15 protein-coding genes are annotated in these 17651 nt (G+C 62.2%); 4 read left to right on the forward strand and 11 right to left on the reverse strand.

Translation table 11 applies throughout. The features are described from left to right. Window positions 1–113: 113 nt before the first annotated feature. Window positions 114–488, forward strand: coding sequence for a hypothetical protein (locus IFT59_RS04620; RefSeq protein WP_197978069.1), 375 nt, complete (start codon window positions 114–116; stop codon window positions 486–488). Window positions 489–501: 13 nt separating this feature from the next. Here IFT59_RS04620 and IFT59_RS04625 read toward each other — a convergent pair whose 3' ends face one another. After that, complete coding sequence (locus tag IFT59_RS04625) at window positions 502–1398, reverse strand: LysR substrate-binding domain-containing protein (RefSeq protein ID WP_249407488.1); 897 nt, start codon at window positions 1396–1398, stop codon at window positions 502–504. A 116-nt stretch (window positions 1399–1514) separates the two neighbouring features. On the opposite strand from IFT59_RS04625, the gene IFT59_RS04630 reads away from it, so the two are divergent. Next, on the forward strand, window positions 1515–1739 hold the full coding sequence (locus IFT59_RS04630; protein ID WP_192086210.1) for a hypothetical protein: 225 nt from the start codon (window positions 1515–1517) through the stop codon (window positions 1737–1739). 8 nt (window positions 1740–1747) lie between these two features. Here the strand turns inward: IFT59_RS04630 and xdhC are convergent, their stop codons facing one another. From xdhC to IFT59_RS04655, 5 genes are all read right to left on the reverse strand, one after another. Next, on the reverse strand, window positions 1748–2599 hold the full coding sequence (gene xdhC / locus IFT59_RS04635) for a xanthine dehydrogenase accessory protein XdhC (RefSeq protein ID WP_192086211.1): 852 nt from the start codon (window positions 2597–2599) through the stop codon (window positions 1748–1750). A 6-nt stretch (window positions 2600–2605) separates the two neighbouring features. Next, a complete protein-coding gene (gene xdhB, locus IFT59_RS04640; protein ID WP_192087103.1) occupies window positions 2606–4945 on the reverse strand; it encodes a xanthine dehydrogenase molybdopterin binding subunit in 2340 nt (779 codons plus the stop codon). Further along, on the reverse strand, window positions 4945–6417 hold the full coding sequence (xdhA, locus tag IFT59_RS04645) for a xanthine dehydrogenase small subunit (protein ID WP_192086212.1): 1473 nt from the start codon (window positions 6415–6417) through the stop codon (window positions 4945–4947). Before xdhA ends, xdhB begins: the two co-directional genes overlap by 1 nt. A 660-nt stretch (window positions 6418–7077) precedes the next feature. After that, window positions 7078–7854, reverse strand: a complete 777-nt coding sequence (locus tag IFT59_RS04650) for a 3-hydroxybutyrate dehydrogenase (RefSeq protein WP_062455520.1) — start codon at window positions 7852–7854, stop codon at window positions 7078–7080. A gap of 156 nt (window positions 7855–8010) precedes the next feature. Then, window positions 8011–8961 carry a GGDEF domain-containing protein gene (locus IFT59_RS04655; RefSeq protein ID WP_082472015.1) on the reverse strand — a complete coding sequence of 317 codons (951 nt, stop codon included), beginning with the start codon at window positions 8959–8961 and terminating at the stop codon, window positions 8011–8013. Window positions 8962–9209: 248 nt separating this feature from the next. Between IFT59_RS04655 and glpK the strand changes: the two genes are divergently transcribed. Beyond that, window positions 9210–10703 (forward strand): glycerol kinase GlpK, encoded by a 1494-nt coding sequence (gene glpK / locus IFT59_RS04660; protein ID WP_062455523.1) that lies wholly within the window; start codon window positions 9210–9212, stop codon window positions 10701–10703. A gap of 42 nt (window positions 10704–10745) precedes the next feature. Here glpK and IFT59_RS04665 read toward each other — a convergent pair whose 3' ends face one another. After that, complete coding sequence (locus IFT59_RS04665; RefSeq protein ID WP_192086213.1) at window positions 10746–11837, reverse strand: hypothetical protein; 1092 nt, start codon at window positions 11835–11837, stop codon at window positions 10746–10748. 512 nt (window positions 11838–12349) lie between these two features. Here IFT59_RS04665 and IFT59_RS04670 point away from each other — a divergent pair. Beyond that, window positions 12350–13684: a D-alanyl-D-alanine carboxypeptidase gene (locus IFT59_RS04670; protein ID WP_062455530.1), complete on the forward strand. Its 1335-nt coding sequence runs from the start codon at window positions 12350–12352 to the stop codon at window positions 13682–13684. 4 nt (window positions 13685–13688) lie between these two features. On the opposite strand, the gene IFT59_RS04675 is transcribed toward IFT59_RS04670, so the two are convergent. From IFT59_RS04675 to mqo, 4 genes are all read right to left on the reverse strand, one after another. Next, a complete protein-coding gene (locus IFT59_RS04675; protein ID WP_192086214.1) occupies window positions 13689–14225 on the reverse strand; it encodes an SH3 domain-containing protein in 537 nt (178 codons plus the stop codon). Between the two features lie 157 nt (window positions 14226–14382). After that, window positions 14383–14853 carry a GFA family protein gene (locus IFT59_RS04680; RefSeq protein ID WP_192086215.1) on the reverse strand — a complete coding sequence of 157 codons (471 nt, stop codon included), beginning with the start codon at window positions 14851–14853 and terminating at the stop codon, window positions 14383–14385. Window positions 14854–14903: 50 nt separating this feature from the next. Next, entirely contained in the window at window positions 14904–15611 is a 708-nt protein-coding gene (locus tag IFT59_RS04685) for a glutathione S-transferase N-terminal domain-containing protein (RefSeq protein ID WP_192086216.1), read from the reverse strand. A gap of 159 nt (window positions 15612–15770) precedes the next feature. Beyond that, window positions 15771–17432: a malate dehydrogenase (quinone) gene (gene mqo, locus IFT59_RS04690; RefSeq protein ID WP_192087104.1), complete on the reverse strand. Its 1662-nt coding sequence runs from the start codon at window positions 17430–17432 to the stop codon at window positions 15771–15773. Between the last annotated feature and the right edge of the window lie 219 nt (window positions 17433–17651).

Consider the following 17651-nt stretch of genomic DNA (forward strand, 5'->3'; position numbering starts at 1 on the left):
AGCCGACTCGCGTATTGTAAGCTTTGCAAGTTCTCCGGCGGTGCCGGGTATTGCGTTGAGCGCGTCGCCGGAGATGACATTCATCAACGGAGAACAGGCTTATGCATAGCGACATGACGCCGAGCAGGCGGTGCCTTCCAACGGGCGCGGTGATTGCGTTTGTATCCGGTGTATCCACGTGCGGCATTCCCATTCCACAGGGGCGGGCGCACGAGGCCGTGAGCGGCTTCAAATACGAGTCCTACTGCTGCAACGGCAACAATCATACCGGCGACTGCCAGAGGATCCCGACCAGGAATGTCAGGATCACAAGCGGCGGTTACGAAATCATCCTGAAGCCCGGTGACCACCGTCTGGTCACCCGCACCCATGATTTCCAGCTGCCGCAGAGCGAGGCCCGTCGCAGCACCGATTCCGAATATCACATCTGTCTCTATCCGACGGAAGACACGCTGCGCTGTTTCTACGCGCCCGACATGGGCTTTTGAACGAGCAGCATGATCAGTCTCTGAAACTCGGCATCATAAGGCGCATGAAATCACGGAAGGCGCGGATCTTCTTCGAATGCCGCCGCGTCTCCTGATAGGCGAACCAATAGTCGTTGCCGTCCGAGGCCCTCAGTTCGAACGGCTGGATCAGTCGTCCGAGTGCAACGTCGTCGGCGTAGAATTCAGGCTTCAGAATCGCCACGCCCTGTCCGGCGATCGCGGCCGCCGCCTCGAAAGCCTGTGCCCCGAAACGACTGTTCGGTCGTCCCCCGAGATCCGCATCGGGAATGCCGGCCGCTTCAAGCCACAGCCGCCACCAGACATCGCCCGCGTCGATGATCCGCAACTTCAGGATATCGGCCGGCTCGCGAACGCCGCCGATCGTTTCGGCCAGCACCGGGCTCAGCATCGGCGTAAAATCGCTCTTCATCAGGAAATGCGAGGTCAGTCCCGGCCAGCGGCCGGTGCCGCTGCGGATCGCCACGTCGGCTTCGGTCCGAGTGAAGTCCACCACGGTCTGCGAGGTTTCGAGCCGTACCGCGATGTCTGGGTTCTGCATCTGGAATGTGCCGAGATGAGGGGCGAGCCACCGGTATGCGAATGTCGCGGTCGTGTGGATGACCAGCGTGCTCTCTGACAGTTCCTTTGATCCCGCCACAGCCTCGTCCATGATGCCGAAGGCTTCCGATATCTTCGGTGCCAGCCGTTCGCCGGCGGTCGTCAGCAACACCTGTCGCGGCCGGCGCAGGAACAGCTGGTCGCCGAGCGTCTCCTCGAGAAGCTTGATCTGATAGCTCACCGCCGTCTGCGTCATGCCCAGCTCTTCGCCGGCCCTGGTGAAACTCAGGTGCCGCGCTGCCGCTTCGAAGACGCGAAGGGCGTTCAGCGGAAAGTTCGTCGACATTTTCATGGATAAGCCCTCTTCATCCATACAGACGGATGTTCCATTGGAAATGGAGCATTTTTGCGCGCATCTTCCAAGCACAAACATCAAATTAGTGATGACTCAACCAGGGAGAAGCGGCCATGTTCAGTGGTTTGCGCGCTGCATTTCTGCGCCTGAAATCACGCGTGGGTTTTTTGACATCGATGATCTCGGGCGCCCGCCAGCAGTGCGACGTGGAGAATGTCAGCGAGGACGAACTGCGGGCCTTCGGTCTGCTCGACGAGAGGATCACGCCCAGCACCGTCAAGCGTCGGTTCCGTTCGGAGGCGTGGGCCGAGGTGGATCGCTACCAGCGCTTTCCGTGAGATGCGTGTCAGACCGAAGACCGTGCCGGCAACCCGTCCTCGACCGGTTGCCGGGCCGGGACGCAGTGCAGCAGTTCGACGGAGACCAGCGCTGCGATCACGGCCGGGCGCTTGTCCTTGACGCTGCCATCGGCCGCAATATTGCCGACCGGCAGCGTCAGCCTAGATATCATCGCCGAACTCGTCTCGCGATCCTCCGTCTGCCGCTGCAGCCAGTTCGAGAATGTCGCACGCTTGGTGGCAGAGCCGATCATGCCGACATAGGCGAGGTCTCCCCGCGAAAGCGCCCGTTCGGCGATCAGGAAATCCAGCGCATGGTCGTGGGTGAGGATGACAGCCGCGCCGCCCGGCGCAATCTCCGCCACATGCGCTTCCGGCATTGCGGTCAGCCTTGCGGACACTTCCGGCGGCAGACCCTCCAGCGCCTCCGCGCGTGTCTCGATGACGGTCACGGCAAAGGGCAGGGGCGCAAGGGCGCGTGCCAGCGCCAGACCCACATGGCCGCAGCCGAACAGGTAGATCTCGGGGCGGGTGTCCTCTTCGCGGCGGATGCGGGTTTGCAGATCTGAGGCGACATCAGACGTCACGACGGTAAACACGAGTTTCGTGCGGCCGCCGCAGCACTGGCCGATCTCAGGCCCCAGCGGAATATCCATCACGGCTGCGCCCGAGCCCGAAAGCATCGCGCGAGCATTGTCGATCGCCATATATTCGAACTGGCCACCGCCGATCGTGCCCCAGATCGCAGTGCTGCTGACCAGCATGAACGCACCTCGCTCACGCGGCGTCGATCCCTTCGCCTCGGCAATCTCGACGAAGATCGATGCGGGATTGGCGGCGAGAAACGCGGCAAGCGGCATCGCGGTTCACTCCAACGCCTTCATCCGCTCGACCGCCATCAGCACCCGTTCCGGCGTGGCGGGCGCATCGAGCCTCGGGCAGGCGGTGTAGTCTGCAACGCTTGCCACTGCCATCGAGATCGCTTCGAGAACTGAGATCGCCAGCATGAAGGGCGGTTCGCCGACGGCTTTCGAGCGGCCGATGGTTGGTTCGGCGTTTTCCGACCATTCCGCCAGCTGCACGTTGAAGATTTTCGGCCGGTCGGAGGCGAGCGGGATCTTGTAGGTGGAGGGCGCGTGCGTTCTGAGGCGACCCTTGGCATCCCACCACAGTTCTTCGGTGGTCAGCCACCCCATGCCCTGCACAAAGGCGCCTTCGATCTGGCCGATATCGATCGCCGGATTGAGCGACTTTCCGACATCATGGAGAATGTCGGTGCGATCCATCATGTATTCGCCGGTCAGCGTGTCGATCGAGACTTCTGACACGCAGGCGCCATAGGCGAAATAGTAGAACGGATGGCCTTTCCCGGCCGCCCGGTCCCAATGGATCCTCGGCGTCTTGTAGAAACCTGCGGCGGAAAGCTGGACACGGTCGTAATAGGCGGCCTTCACGAATGTATCGAAGGGCACGGTGTCGCCGCCGATGCGGATGCGGTTGGGCAGGAATTCCACTTCCCACTTGTCCACATTCCACTGCCGGCAGGCGAAATCCACCAGCCGCTCCTTGATCTGGCGGCAGGCATCGTAGGCGGCCATGCCGTTGAGATCGGAGCCGGAAGAGGCAGCCGTCGCGGATGTGTTCGGCACCTTGCCGGTGGTGGTCGCCGTGATCTTCACCCGGTCGATATCCACCTGGAAGGCGTCGGCCACGACCTGCGCCACCTTGGTATAGAGACCTTGGCCCATCTCGGTGCCGCCGTGGTTCAGGTGGATCGAACCGTCGTTATAGATATGCACCAGCGCGCCCGCCTGATTGTAGGCGGTGAGCGTGAACGAGATGCCGAACTTGACCGGCGTCAGCGCGATGCCCTTGCGGATGACGGGACTTTGCGCGTTGAACTCGAGGATCGCCTGACGCCGCGCCTGATAGTCGCTCGACTGTTCCAGTTCCTCGACGATGCGAGCGATGACGCAGTCCTCGACCTCCTGATGATAGGGTGTCGAGGTGCGGCCGGAGCCGGGCTGTCCGTAGAAATTGAGCTTGCGCACCTCAAGCGGGTCTTTGCCGACCGCATAGGCGATTTCCTCGATCATCCGTTCGGCGCCGAGCATGCCCTGCGGCCCGCCGAACCCGCGAAAGGCCGTGTTGGAAACCGTGTGGGTCTTTAGCGGCTGCGAGGTCAGGTGCACATGCGGGTAGAAGTAGCTCGAATCCGCATGAAACAGCGCCCGGTCGGTGACGGGGCCGGAGAGATCTGCGGAAAAGCCGCAACGCGCCGCGTAGGTGGCGTCCACCGCATGAATGCGGCCGTCCTGGTCGAAGGCGATATCGTAATCGACGCGGAAATCATGGCGCTTTCCGGTCATCGACATGTCCTCGTCGCGGTCCGGCCGGAATTTGACCGCCCGGTTGAGCTTCTTTGCCGCGACGGCCGCAAGGGCTGCGAACTGGTTGCCCTGGGTCTCCTTGCCGCCGAAGCCGCCGCCCATCCGTCGTGTGCGCACCTCGATCGCGTGGTTCGGCACGCCCAGCACATGCGCCACCATATGCTGCACCTCGCTCGGATGCTGGGTGGAGGACCAGACGATGACGTCGTCGTCCTCGCCCGGAATGGCAAAGGCGATGTGGCTTTCGAGGTAGAAATGCTCCTGGCCTCCGATTTCCATCGAGGCCTGAACCCGAAGCGGCGGCTTGCCGATCTCGGTCTCCGGCTCGCCGCGCTTGAGTGTCATCGGTTCGGTCACGAATGGCGCACCATTGTCGCGCGCGCCTGCGATGTCGCTCCAGTGGGGAAGGTCGCTATACTCGATCTTTGCCAGAAGTGCTGCCCGGCGGGCCTGGTCGCGCGTTTCCGCAAACACCGCAAAGATCGGCTGGCCGTGGAACTGCACCAGATCGGTCGCCAGCAGCGGCTCGTCATGGCGGCCGGTCGAGCCGACGTCGTTGGCCCCCGGAATATCGTCTGGCGTCATCACCCAGACGACGCCGGGGGCGGCCTTGACGGCTTCGAGGTCGATCGAGACGATCTGGGCATGGGCACGATCGGCAAGGCCCAGCCCGCCATGCAGCGTGCCCGCGGGTTCGGGGATATCGTCGATATATTCGGCTTGTCCGGTTACATGCTTGTGCGCCGAATCATGCTTCAGCGACACATGCATCGGGCCGTCGATCACGGGTTTCATCGGAAAGCTTGTGTTGTCCATCATGCTTCCTCCAGCTCGAACCGGTGCAGCTCGCTCGGTGCTCCGGCGGTCTCCAGGAAGAACCGCGTCAGCAGGTTCTTGGCGGTCAGGCTGCGGTATTCAGCGGTCGCCCGCCAGTCGGTCAGGGGCTGGAAATCCGCATCGAACGCGTCGCGCACGGCCGATACCACGCCCCAGCTCCAGGGCTGTCCTATCAGCATATCTTCCACATGGGTCGCCCGTTTCGGGATTGCCGCCATGCCGCCGAAGGCGATGCGGATCTCCTCGACCAGCCCTTCCGCATCGAGCATCAGGTAAAACGCGCCGCACAGCGCCGAAATATCCTCGTCACGACGCTTGGAAATCTTGTAGACGGCGAAATGGCTGTCTTCTGCCGGGCGCGGCACGACGATCTTTTCGACGAACTCGCCGGGCTGCCGGTCCTGCTTGCCATAGGCGATGAAGTAATTCTCGAGCGGCATCGTGCGGCGACCGGAATGGGAACGCAGCGTCAGTTCGGCACCCAGCGCGATCAGGGGCGGCGGCGTGTCGCCGATCGGCGATCCGTTGGCGATATTGCCGCCGATCGTGCCCATGTTGCGCACCTGGCTGCCGCCGATCCGGTCGATCAGCCGGCCGAAGGCGGGAACCACCGCATCCATCACGCCTTGCGCATCCGCATAACTGACGCCGGCGCCGATGGAGACCCCTCCATCCTCGATGGTGATCGATTTCAACTCGCTGAGGTGGTTGATGAAGATGACAGGATCAAGCAGCCGCAACTGCTTCGTCACCCACAGTCCGACGTCGGTGGCACCGGCCACGACGGTTGCATCAGGGTTTTGGGAAAAGACTTCGGCAAAGGCCTCGACCGAGGCCGGAACGATGGAGCGGGCGCCGTCTTTCTCCACGACGATTGTGTCGGTCGCCGACTGCATGGAGAAAAGCTTGCCCATGATTTCGGTGCGGTCGCGTTCCAGCGGATCAAACAGCGCGCTCGGGCGGCTTTCCGCCACCTGTTCGGCCGCCTTCACGATCGGCTCGTAACCGGTGCAGCGACAGAGATTGCCCTGCAGGGCGCTTTCGATGTCCTGGCGCGACGGCTGTTCGTTGGAAAGCCAGAGCCCATAAAGCGACATCACGAAGCCCGGCGTGCAGAAGCCGCATTGCGAGCCGTGACAATCGACCATCGCCTGCTGCACCGGATGCAGCTTGCCATCCTTTGCGGCCAGATGTTCGACCGTGACGATATGGGTTCCGTGCAGCGATCCGAGCAGGCGGATACAGGCATTGACGCTTTCATAGATCAGGCCGCGTTCGCTCAGCCTCCCCACCAGCACCGTGCAGGCACCACAATCGCCCTCGGCACACCCTTCCTTCGTCCCCGTCAGCCGCCTTCTGAGGCGCAGATAATCGAGAAGCGTTTCCGTGGGGCCGAAATCTCCAAGGCTCAACTCTTCCGTGTTGAGAATGAAGCGGATCGCTGAACTCATCTGTCTCCTTCGTCCGCCGTTCCCGGCTTCTGCTGTCAATTTCATTGGCGCGGATGCCGAGGCATCCGCTCAAAGTCTCTGCCGCGACGCCCCGACGTCTCCGCCGCGACACCCGCCCAACTCTCCTCATTCCTGTGCTCGTCACAGGAATCCAGCAGCGTCGCGTCGGCGACGCGGGAGGGCTTTTTCCACGCGAAAAACTGCGCGTGACTGGATTCCTGTGACGAGCACAGGAATGAGGGAAACGGGGGTGGGCGCCGTCACCCACATCGCTTGCTTCGTGCAAGTCTACTGCGCAGTGCGGTCGCCGTCGATGGAGATATTTTGGGCGGGGACGCGGGAGGCAACCTTTCAGCCGAGACCGTTGTCCGGATCTTTCTGCCGCAGCGACTACCTAGCGTCTCCGTTGCAACACCCGCCCAACTCTCCTCATTCCTGTGCTTGTCACAGGAATCCAGCAGCGTCGCGTCCGCGACGCGGAAGAGCCTTTCAACGCGAAAGACTTCGCGTGACTCGATCCCTGTGACAAGCACAGGGATGAGGGTCGTGGGGAGGACAACGCGCGGCCACGGAGAGCACGCGCAGGGAGACGGAATGAGGGAAGCGGAGACGTGCCGTTTCCTCAGTTGCACTCGCTCCCAATCGCCTCCCACGCCCAACCTACTGCGCCGTCCATCCGCCATCGATGGAGAGATGCGTCCCCGTGATACTTCTTGCCGCATCGCTCGCGAGGTACAGCGCCGCGGCGGCCACGTCCTCGACCGCGACGAATTCCTTCGTAGCCTGTAGCCGCAGCAGCACTTCGTCTCGCACCTGCGCTTCACTGATGCCCTTTTCGCGGGCCTGGGCGGGGATCTGTTTTTCGACCAGAGGCGTCAGCACGAAGCCGGGGCAGATGGCATTGACGGTGATGCCGGATTGCGCCACTTCGAGCGCCACGCTTTTGGTGAGGCCCATGATGCCGTGCTTGGCGGCCACATAGGCGGATTTGAACGGCGAGGCGACGAGGCCGTGGGCGGAGGCGACGTTGATGATGCGGCCCTTGCCTTGCGCCTTCATTAGCGGGATCGCGTGGCGCATCGTGTGGAAGGCGGATGACAGGAGGATGGCGATCAGCTGGTCCCATTTTTCCGGCGGAAAATCCTCGATCTTTGCCACATGCTGGATGCCGGCATTGTTGACGAGGACGTCGACCGTTCCGAATGTCTTCGCCGTGCTCCGGATCAGATCCTCGATCTCGCCGGGCCTGGTCATGTCGGCCGGGTGGTAGAGGACGGTTGCGGCACCCGCCTCGTCGAGCATCCGGCAGGCGGCCTCGATTGCGTCCTTTTCTCCAAAGCCGTTGATCACGACCGTATCGCCCGCGGCTGCAAAACCCTTTGCGATGCCGAGACCGATGCCGGACGTTGAGCCGGTGACGACGACGGTTCTTGCCATTTTTATAAAACCCTCCCTAGGCCAAAGCGCCCGCGCTTGAGCGGTGCCTCGACCGGAAAGGTACGCTCAAACCTTGCGCCCTGGCAATTGCCAAGGAGTGCCGAAAGAAGGGGAGCGAGCAAGGGCCAGGCGCCAGCCTTGCCCTTGCAGCAAGCTTCAGTTTGCCGGCTTGCCCGCACCGGTTGCGGCATGGGTCGCCTGCGCATGAGACGGGGATCGCGCCGGGTTGCCGGCCGTGTTTCTGGCGGCCTGGCGCACGCGGTTGCGCCCGCCTTGCTTTGCGTCGTAGAGCAGCGTATCGGCCACCCGCAGCATCTGTGCGAAGCTCTCGCCGGCCTCCCCCTGGTAGACGCCGAAGCTTGCGGTGAGACGGCCTTGCGCGAGCGGCGTGACGGTGGTCTTTGCGAGTGCTGCGCGCAACCGCTCGGCGATATCAGCGGCCTCCGTCTCGGTTGTCTTCGGCAAGACGATGCAGAATTCCTCGCCGCCGATCCGCGCCGCGAGATCGTAGGGGCGGACATAATTGGTGGCGATTTCGCCGGCTGCCACCAGAACCTGGTCGCCGACATCGTGTCCGTGACTGTCGTTGATGGTCTTGAACTTGTCGAGATCGAACAGGATGACCGAGATCGGTTCCGCCTGGCGCTCGGCGCGTGCCAGTTCCTGCGCAACGCGTTCGCTCAGCCAGCGGCGGTTGCCAAGCCCGGTCAAAGGGTCGGTCATCGCCTGGTGGCGCAGTTTCTGCATCAGCGTTTCGACTTCGGCGACCATCGAGGTCACAGCCGTCGCGAGCACGCCGATCTCATCATCGGCTTTGGAAAACATCCGCACCGGCTGACCTTCGTCGCGATAGGTTTTGACCGCGCGCGTCAGGCTGCGGAGCGGCCGCAGCAGCAGCCAAAGGCCCGAAAGGCAGGCCACGGTGCCGATCAGCGTGGCGCCGAGCAGCAACAGAAGAAGCGTGAGCGGCTGGGTTTCGAAACCGATCGCGAGATAGGCGATCACGGCGATCAAGGGCACGTGGATGGACAAAAAGCAGATCATGAAGATCTTGGCCGTCAGTGATTTCCTGAAAGGCTGCAGCGCCATCGGGGGGGTCGGATTCATCCCGGCTCCTTTTGAAGATACAAGTCCCCCTGCGGGGTCCAAAGACCGCATAAAGCTATGGGTGCGTCCAAAAGAGGGCGCTCGCTCAAAAAGGCAAATGCGAAATTTAGCAGTTTCGCCGCTGATCCTGTGGATAACGGTGCGGCACCCGCTCGATTCCAGCCTCCATGGCGGGGAGTTGCGGTTTGACGGCGACGGCGGCATCTGCTCAAACCGTGATCAACGCGCAAATGGTGAGGGAGGGCAGCATGGCGGGTTACATCCTGGCGATCGATCAGGGAACCACGTCGACACGGTCAATCGTGTTTGACGAAACAATGCAGATCGCCGGTGTCGGCCAGACCGAGTTTCCGCAGATCTTTCCGAAATCGGGCTGGGTGGAGCACGATCCGGAAGCGATCTGGGAGAGCGTGCTCGTGACGGTCAAGCAGGCGCTGAAGGCCGCAGGCCTTGAGGCATCGCAGATCGCCGCAATCGGCATCACCAACCAGCGCGAGACCGTCGTCGTGTGGGACCGCCAGACCGGCAAGCCGATCCACAACGCCATCGTCTGGCAGGATCGCCGCACTGCATCCTATTGCGAAAAGCTCAAACGCGAGGGTCTGGAAAAGACATTCTCGAAGCGCACCGGCCTGCTGCTCGACCCGTATTTCTCCGGCACCAAGCTTGCCTGGCTGCTGTCCAATGTGAAGGGGGCGAGGGCGCGCGCCGCAAAGGGCGAACTCTGCTTCGGCACGATCGATACGTTTCTGATCTGGCGGCTGACAGGGGGAAAGAGCTTCGTCACCGACGCCACCAATGCCTCGCGCACATTGATCTACAATATCGCCGACAATGCCTGGGACCAGTCGCTGCTTGATATCCTCAAGATCCCGGCCGCCATGCTGCCCGAGGTGAAGGACTGCGCCGACGATTTCGGCGTGACGGAAAAATCCCTGTTCGGCGCCGAGATCCCGATCCTCGGCGTTGCGGGCGATCAGCAGGCGGCAACGATCGGCCAGGCCTGTTTCGAACCGGGCATGATGAAATCCACCTATGGCACCGGTTGTTTCGCCGTTCTCAACACGGGACGCGACATGGTGCCTTCGAAAAACCGGCTGCTCACCACCATCGCCTACCGGCTGGACGGCGAGACGACCTATGCGCTGGAAGGCTCGATCTTTATCGCGGGCGCTGCCGTGCAATGGCTGCGCGACGGAATCGGCGTCATCGACAAGGCGTCGAAATCGGGAGATCTTGCCGCAAAGGCGGATCCGCAGCAGGACGTCTATCTGGTGCCCGCCTTTACCGGCATGGGCGCGCCGCACTGGGATGCGGAGGCGCGCGGCGCCATGTTCGGCCTCACACGAGCGACGGGACCGGCGGAAATTGCCCGCGCGGCACTCGAAGCCGTCTGCTACCAGACCCGCGACCTCTTGGATGCCATGTGCCGCGACTGGAAGAACCGCAGCGGCGACACGGTGCTGAGGGTCGATGGCGGCATGGTTGCTTCCGACTGGACGATGCAGCGCCTCTCCGACCTCCTTGACGCGCCGGTCGATCGCCCCAAGATCCTCGAAACCACCGCCCTTGGCGCCGCCTGGCTCGCCGGCTCCAAGGCCGGCGTCTGGCCAGACCGCAAGGCTTTTGCCAAAAGCTGGGCGCGAGAACGCCGGTTTGAGCCGGAGATGGACCCGAAGACACGGGTTGCCAAGATCAAGGGCTGGAAGGACGCGGTAAGGCGGACGTTGACGAAGGGGTGAGGGGGAATTTTGGCCTCAGCCCTCTTGCTTATCTAGCACCAGTCAATTTGTCGCTTGTTGACCGACCGCTCCCAGGTCGGGCTTGTAGCCGGGTTGACTGAATGGAGCCGGCTGTTTCCGCATCGATCGTGCTTTCAACTTGGAACGAACTGCGCCGACCGATGCTGCTCCGAGCATGATTCCCAAAAGTGCGGACGTCTTGATCGAGAGAAACGCGCCGCCGAACAGCGCCGTCGTGGTGATGTAGATCGATGCCATCAGTGGCAGGATCGGCGGCGTCAGGCGGGTCGAACTCAGGACGCCTGAAAAGAGGTAGAGGCAGAGCAACATGCCTGGCAGTGTGGCACCGTAGACGAGATAGAGGATGCCGCTGTCGCCGAACCGGCTCACGTTCAAGGCGCCCGAGAACAACTCGAAGATGTTGGTACTGGTGACGACATCGAATGTGATGGCGATGCGTCGAGGGGTTTCGGACTCGGCAAGCCGGCCATCACTCATCATGTAGAAGAAAAATGCCGCGACCAGCACGATGGCCGGACCCCAAGCCGACCATGCCATTCTGATATGCGACTGGAGACATGACAGACCGAAAAAGAGGATGATCATGGCGGACGGCACACGCGAGTCGGCCAGCAGTGCCAGGACCAGGCAGGCGGCAAATGCGCCCGCGCGTTGCCAGGGGTAGTGCCGGAACCAGACGGCGAAGAACATGCAGGCGACGACTGCGAAATATCCGAGCGACAGAGGTTCCAGAAACGGTCCACCGATCCGGTGATCGGTCAGGAAGCCGAAGAAACTTCCGCCGCCGCGGTTGGCGCCGAGATAAAGCCCCATCTCGTCCGAGCCGCTGGCGAGCTGGTCGGAGACCCAGACGCGGGTGTTGCGGAAGAACGAGAGGGGATTGAACAGCGTGGTATAGAGGCCGACCAGGAACGCATCCAGAAAGCAGATGACACCGACCGCAGCGATGATCAGCTTGAAGGCCTTGAACGGAAATTGCCTGATGACACTTCCGAAGATGATGAAGATCGGGATGACCATCAGGTCGTAGTAATGTTTCGAATTGAGCTCGTTCCAGATCGACGCCAAGAGTGCAAAAACAGCAAGGCAGGCGCAGGCGATCCAGAAGCTCAACGGAAGCTGCGGCCGCCGCAGGACAGCAACAGCAATTGCTGCTGCAGTAATCGCTAATTGAGCGACGGACGCGATAGTCGAATTGACCGGAAACAGTAGGCTGTTGGAGAAAGCAAGGGCCGTATTCAAAAGCGTTGCGGCAAACAAGACTATGCTTGCCGGCCTGTCGGCGTCGTTGTTTTTTCTATAGGTCTGCAATGGCTGCCCCAATCCCGTCAACCGCCTCCGGTTTGTGTAACTGTTCTTAGCAGATCGATGTATTCATCGACAATCGCTCAGGATTTATTTCTCGCGCTTTCGTCTGCCCGCAGTTTGAGCCGTATCTTACGGACAGGTTGCTTATTTATCATCTTGGCACGACGATCCGTTCCGATTGGATCAGCGCAGGCCGCGGTCGCCGTCCGACCGGTGTCCCATAAAAAGACACATCATACCGGGTAAAATTCGGCAGCGCCATTTTCATGCCGGTATCGCTCGCCTATGGTCGCACCGCAAATTCGAGAAGGTGTAGAATGGTTCGGCTGCTGCGTGTTCTGTCGTTTTTTCTGGTGTCATGCTTGGCGGTCGCTGCCGGCCGGACCGAGGCGCAGGCAGGTTACGCGCATTTCATCTATGATGTGAGCGCGGGCAAGATTCTTGCGTCCGAAAATGGCGACGTGCTCAACCACCCGGCGTCGCTCACCAAGATGATGACGCTTTATCTCACCTTCGAGGCGATCAAGAGCGGCCGGATGACCTGGGACGAGCAGATCGTCATGACGCCGAACGCGGCGTCGAAGATCCCGTTCAAGCTGGGGCTGAAGCCCGGCGAGACGCTGTCCGTGCGCGAGGCGGTGCTTGCCACCGGCATCCGATCCGCCAACGACTCGGCGGCGGCGCTCGGCGATCGTCTTGGCGGTTCGGAAGAACGGTTCGCGACGATGATGACGGCAAAAGCCCGGGCGCTCGGCATGTCGAAGACGGTGTTCCGCAATGCGTCGGGCCTGCCGGATCCGGCCCAGATCACCACCGCCCGCGACATGGCGATCCTGGCTTTGTCGCTGATCCGCGACTATCCGAGCGAGTACCAGCTGTTTTCGATGCGGTCGTTCGTGTTCCGCGGCCGGACCATCCGCGGCCACAACAATCTCATGTACCGCTATCCCGGCATGGACGGGATCAAGACCGGTTTCGTGAACGCGTCCGGCTACAATCTCGCAAGCGCCGTTGTCGTCAACGGCAAGCGCTATATTGGCGTGGTGATGGGCGGCAAGTCCGCCCGCAAGCGCGACGACCAGATGGCGGCGCTGCTCGATCAGTATACCAACCCGATGCGGCCGGCAGGCGGTGCGCTTGTGGCGACGGCGGAGCCGCAAAAGCGTCCCGGCGTCCAGCCTGGGGGCCAGGCGGGAGCTCCGGCGGCGGGCCAGGTCCTCTCCTACGCCGAACAGCCGCGCCGTCAGATTTCTCCCGGCATGGCATCGTCGAGCCAGAGGACTGTCGCTGCCAGTGCCGGCGGCAGAACCCAGTCGCGCACCGGTATCGAACCGCCGGTTCCCTTGCCTTCCGCGCGGGTCGCCGATGCGTCGAGCGCTGCGTCGCAGGTGGATGCCGCGTCGAACGCCGCAGGCTGGAGCATCCAGGTTGCCGCCGCCGGCAGCCGCAGGGCAGCCACCGCGATGCTGGAGCGGGCGCTGCCGGTTCTTGCAGGCGGGTTCGGCCCTGCGGCACCAAGCGTCGAGGGTTACAAGGACGGCGCCCGCGAGTATTTTCGCGCACGGTTTGTCGGATTTGCCAGCCGTGAGGTTGCCGCCAGCGCCTGCGCCTCGCTGCAGGCGAAGTCGATGACCTGTTTCGTGGTGCGCTGAGGCCTTACTCGATCGTTTCGCCGGGATAGACGCCCCACAGGTCCGCCTGTCTGACGAAGCCGGCAAGCCGCCGGTTCTGCAATTGCGCGCGGCACCAGCGGCCGTCGCACCTGACGATATCGAGTTTCACCTCCGCTTGCAGTTGCGCCACCGGCCGCCCGTCGGATGCGGGCGCGATGCGCAACGGCACCGTCTCCTTGATCCAGGGGCCGACCACGGCGGTGCGGTTTCCGGAGAGAAGCGCTGCAAACATCCAGCCGCTCGCGCCCTGCTGGTCACGCACGCGCCGCCAGTTTCCGTATTCCTCGATGATCTCAAGCGGCAGGCCGCGGGCGGAATAGACAAAGGATGTCGGGTGATCCAGCGAGGGCCCGACCCGCATATGCGCCGTTCGTGATTTCAGCGACACAAAGCGGGGGATCGGAAACCCGGTCGAGCGGCCTTTCTTCCAGCCGTCGTTGAACGCGGCTTGCGCCTGCGGCACGCTGCCCCCCGTTTCGACCGGTGCCAGGATGGCGATCAGGACCAGGAGAGCGGGCAAGGCTCTTCTGGCGCGCGTTCCGATTTTTCCGTTTGTTTTCATCAACCCGCCATCGTTGCTGCAGCCAGCTAAGGCCGGCTGCGGCATTCAAGTCGGTCGTGGTTAGCAGGGCGTTAATCAACGTCACCAACGGGAACACGATGCACTCACGATGGGGTTATCGGTCGGCGCTCCCGGCCTGCGCCCTGTAGTCTCTGACGAGCCCTTCGTAAGCGTCCATCGGCGGAAATTCCGCGAAGCTGTGGGTGGCACCCGTGTTTGCCCAGGGGAATTTCGTGGAAGTGAAGGTTTCGATGAAGGGCGCAAACCAGCTGGCATCGTCGAGCATGGTCGGCCGGATGTTGACGAACCCGTCCATCCCTGTCGCCTTCGTGTAGAGCCAGCTCTTGCAGCGCGAGCAGTGGTAGTGATGGACATCGTCGCCATGCATGCCGCCGATGACAGGCTCTCCCGCTGTGAACTCGAAACCATCGGCAGGAATGGCGGCCGAGCAGGAGAAGGCGCTGGCGCTCATCTTCTGGCACCCCTTGCAGTGGCAGGCCATCGTGACCAGCGGCGCTGCACTGATCTGGAAGCGGATTTCGCCGCAGCGGCAGGACCCAACGATCGGCAGTTTCGGGATCGGCATGGTAATCTCCTCAGGTGATCCCGAGGAGATAGCGCATCATGCTGACAATGTCAGGCGGGGCGTTTCGGGATGTCCAGTCCGCGCTGCACGGCGGGACGGGCTAGGCCGCGTTCCAGCCATTCCGGCACATGGACAAGCTCTTCATATCCAACGAGGTCGCCGGCACCGTAAAAGCCGATCAGGTTGCGAACCCATCCGAGCATGGAAATGTCGGCGATCGTGTATTCATCGCCCATCACCCAGTCGCGACCGGCGAGCCTTGTTTCCAGCACTCGGATCAGCCGTGCGCTCTCCTTGGCGTAGCGGTCGCGCGGGCGCTTGTCCTCGAAATCCTTGCCGGCGAATTTGTGGAAGAATCCGAGCTGGCCGAACATCGGACCGAGCCCGCCCATCTGGAACATCACCCATTGGATCGCCTCGTAACGGCCGGCCGGGTCGGCGGGCAGAAACTGTCCCGTCTTTTCGGCAAGATAGATCAGGATCGCACCCGATTCGAACAGCGCCAGAGGCTTGCCGCCGGGACCATTCGGATCGAGGATTGCCGGGATCTTGCCGTTCGGGTTGAGCGACAGGTACTCCGGCTCCCAGGTCTCGTTCGCCCCGATATTGATGAAATGCGGCTCGTAAGCCAGGCCCGTCTCCTCCAGCATGATCGAAACCTTCACGCCATTCGGCGTGGGCGTCGAATAGAGCTGAAGGATTTGAGGGTTTTGGGCGGGCCAGCGGGTGGTGATCGGATAAGCGGAAAGATCGGCCATGGGGGATCCTCGGGTTGAACTATCCAGAACACCCTAGTTCGGTGACTGCCCGTGGAAAAGAGGAAACGTTTCCGTGGCTGTCAGCCCGAATTGCACCACAAAAAAGCCGGGCGTCCTTGCGGACACCCGGCTCCATTCATTCCGTCCAGACCCTCGCGATTACAAAGCGATGTCCGGGACTTTCTTGACGTCGCCAGCGGGCGTTACCGTTGCGCTGGCGGCTGCTGCGTTGACCGCCGGGGAGGCGATGGCCAGCTGCAGGCGGGCTTCCGTGGCGGCCCATGCCTTGGCCAGCATGTCCGGGTTGTCGTTCAGCTTCTGGCCGTAGCTCGGAACGATCGTGTGGACGCGTTCCTGCCATTCCGGTGTCTTCAGCTTTTCGGCGAACACCTTCTTCAGAACATCGAGCATGATCGGGGCTGCGGTCGAGGCGCCCGGCGAAGCGCCGAGAAGGGCTGCGATCGAGCCGTCCTTGGCCGCGACGATCTCGGTGCCGAGCTTCAGCACGCCGCCCTTGACGGTATCGCGCTTGATGATCTGCACGCGCTGGCCGGCCTGCCACAGGCGCCAGTCCTCGGCCTTGGCATTGGGGAAGTAGACCTTGAGCGCTTCGAAGCGGTCTTCGTCGGACATGATGAGCTGGCCGGCGAGATACTGGACGAGCGCGAACTCGTCGGTGCCGACCTTGACCATCGGCCAGATGTTGTCGAGCGTGACCGAAGCCGGCAGATCGAACAGCGAGCCTTCCTTGAGGTACTTCGTCGAGAAGGTGGCGAAGGGTCCGAACAGGATGTGGCGCTTGCCTTCGAGCACGCGCGTGTCGAGATGCGGCACCGACATCGGCGGAGCGCCGGTCTCGGCCTGGCCATAGGCCTTGGCGAGGTGACGTTCGACGATCTCAGGCTTGTCGCAGACGAGGAACGAGCCACCGACCGGGAAGCCGGCATATTCGTCGCCTTCCGGAATGCCGGACATCTGCAGAAGCGGCAATGCGCCGCCTCCGGCACCGATAAACACGAATTTCGCCCGGACCGTTTCGGATGCGCCGGTGTCACGGTTGGAATAGCTGACCGTCCAGGTGCCGTCGTCGTTCTTCTGCATGTCGTCGACTTCCGACGAGGTGCGCAGCGTGAACGTCTGCTGGGCCTTCAGGTGCGCCACGTACTGGCGGGTGATTTCGCCCCACTCGACGTCGGTGCCGAGCGGGCTCCAGGTGACGGCGAGCTTCTGGTTCGCGTCACGGCCTTCCATCATCAGCGGAACCCATTCGGCGATCTTGGCGTGATCGTTGGAGAATTCCATGCCGGAGAAGAGCGGGCTCGCCTTCAGCGCTTCGAAGCGCTTGGCCAGGAACGCGGTGTTGTCTTCGCCCCAGACAAAGCTCATGTGCGGCGTCGAGTTGATGAACGAGCGCGGATCCTTCAGAACGCCGACATCCACCTGGTGGGCGAGGAACTGACGGGTGACCTGGAACGCTTCGTTGATTTCGATTGCGCGGTTGATCTGGACATTGCCGTTGCTGTCCATCGGCGAATAATTGAGTTCGGCGAGCGCCGAGTGGCCGGTGCCGGCGTTGTTCCAGCCGTTGGAGCTTTCCATCGCGACCTTGTCGAGGCGCTCGATCATTTCGATCGTCCAGGTCGGCTCGAGCTGCGAGATGAGAACGCCGAGCGTGGCGCTCATGATGCCGCCGCCGACGAGGAGAACGTCGACCGTCTTTTCGGGAGAGGTGGTTTGCGCCCAGCTCGGAAGCGTCGTTGCGCCAAGTGCAGCAGCGCCGCCCGCAGCGGAGCCGAGAAGCTGGCGACGGCTGACCGCCATGCCGCTTGTGGAGGACGAAATTTTATTGTTCTTGGAAGGCATCGCCACCTCGGAATTGTTGGTGTTTCGCTCCTCCCGCGGCGGTCTCTAAGGGATTTATCATAGACCGACAAGCCCCCGTTGCGGCATTTTGTCGGTAGGACAGCGTGACGCGGCGGCTGTTCTTCAAAAGATGATTGAATTCATCTTGTTTTGATCCGGCGGCGTGGATATAGGGCG

It is taken from the genome of Rhizobium sp. CFBP 8752 (genome assembly GCF_014842035.1).
Lineage (GTDB): Bacteria > Pseudomonadota > Alphaproteobacteria > Rhizobiales > Rhizobiaceae > Neorhizobium > Neorhizobium soli.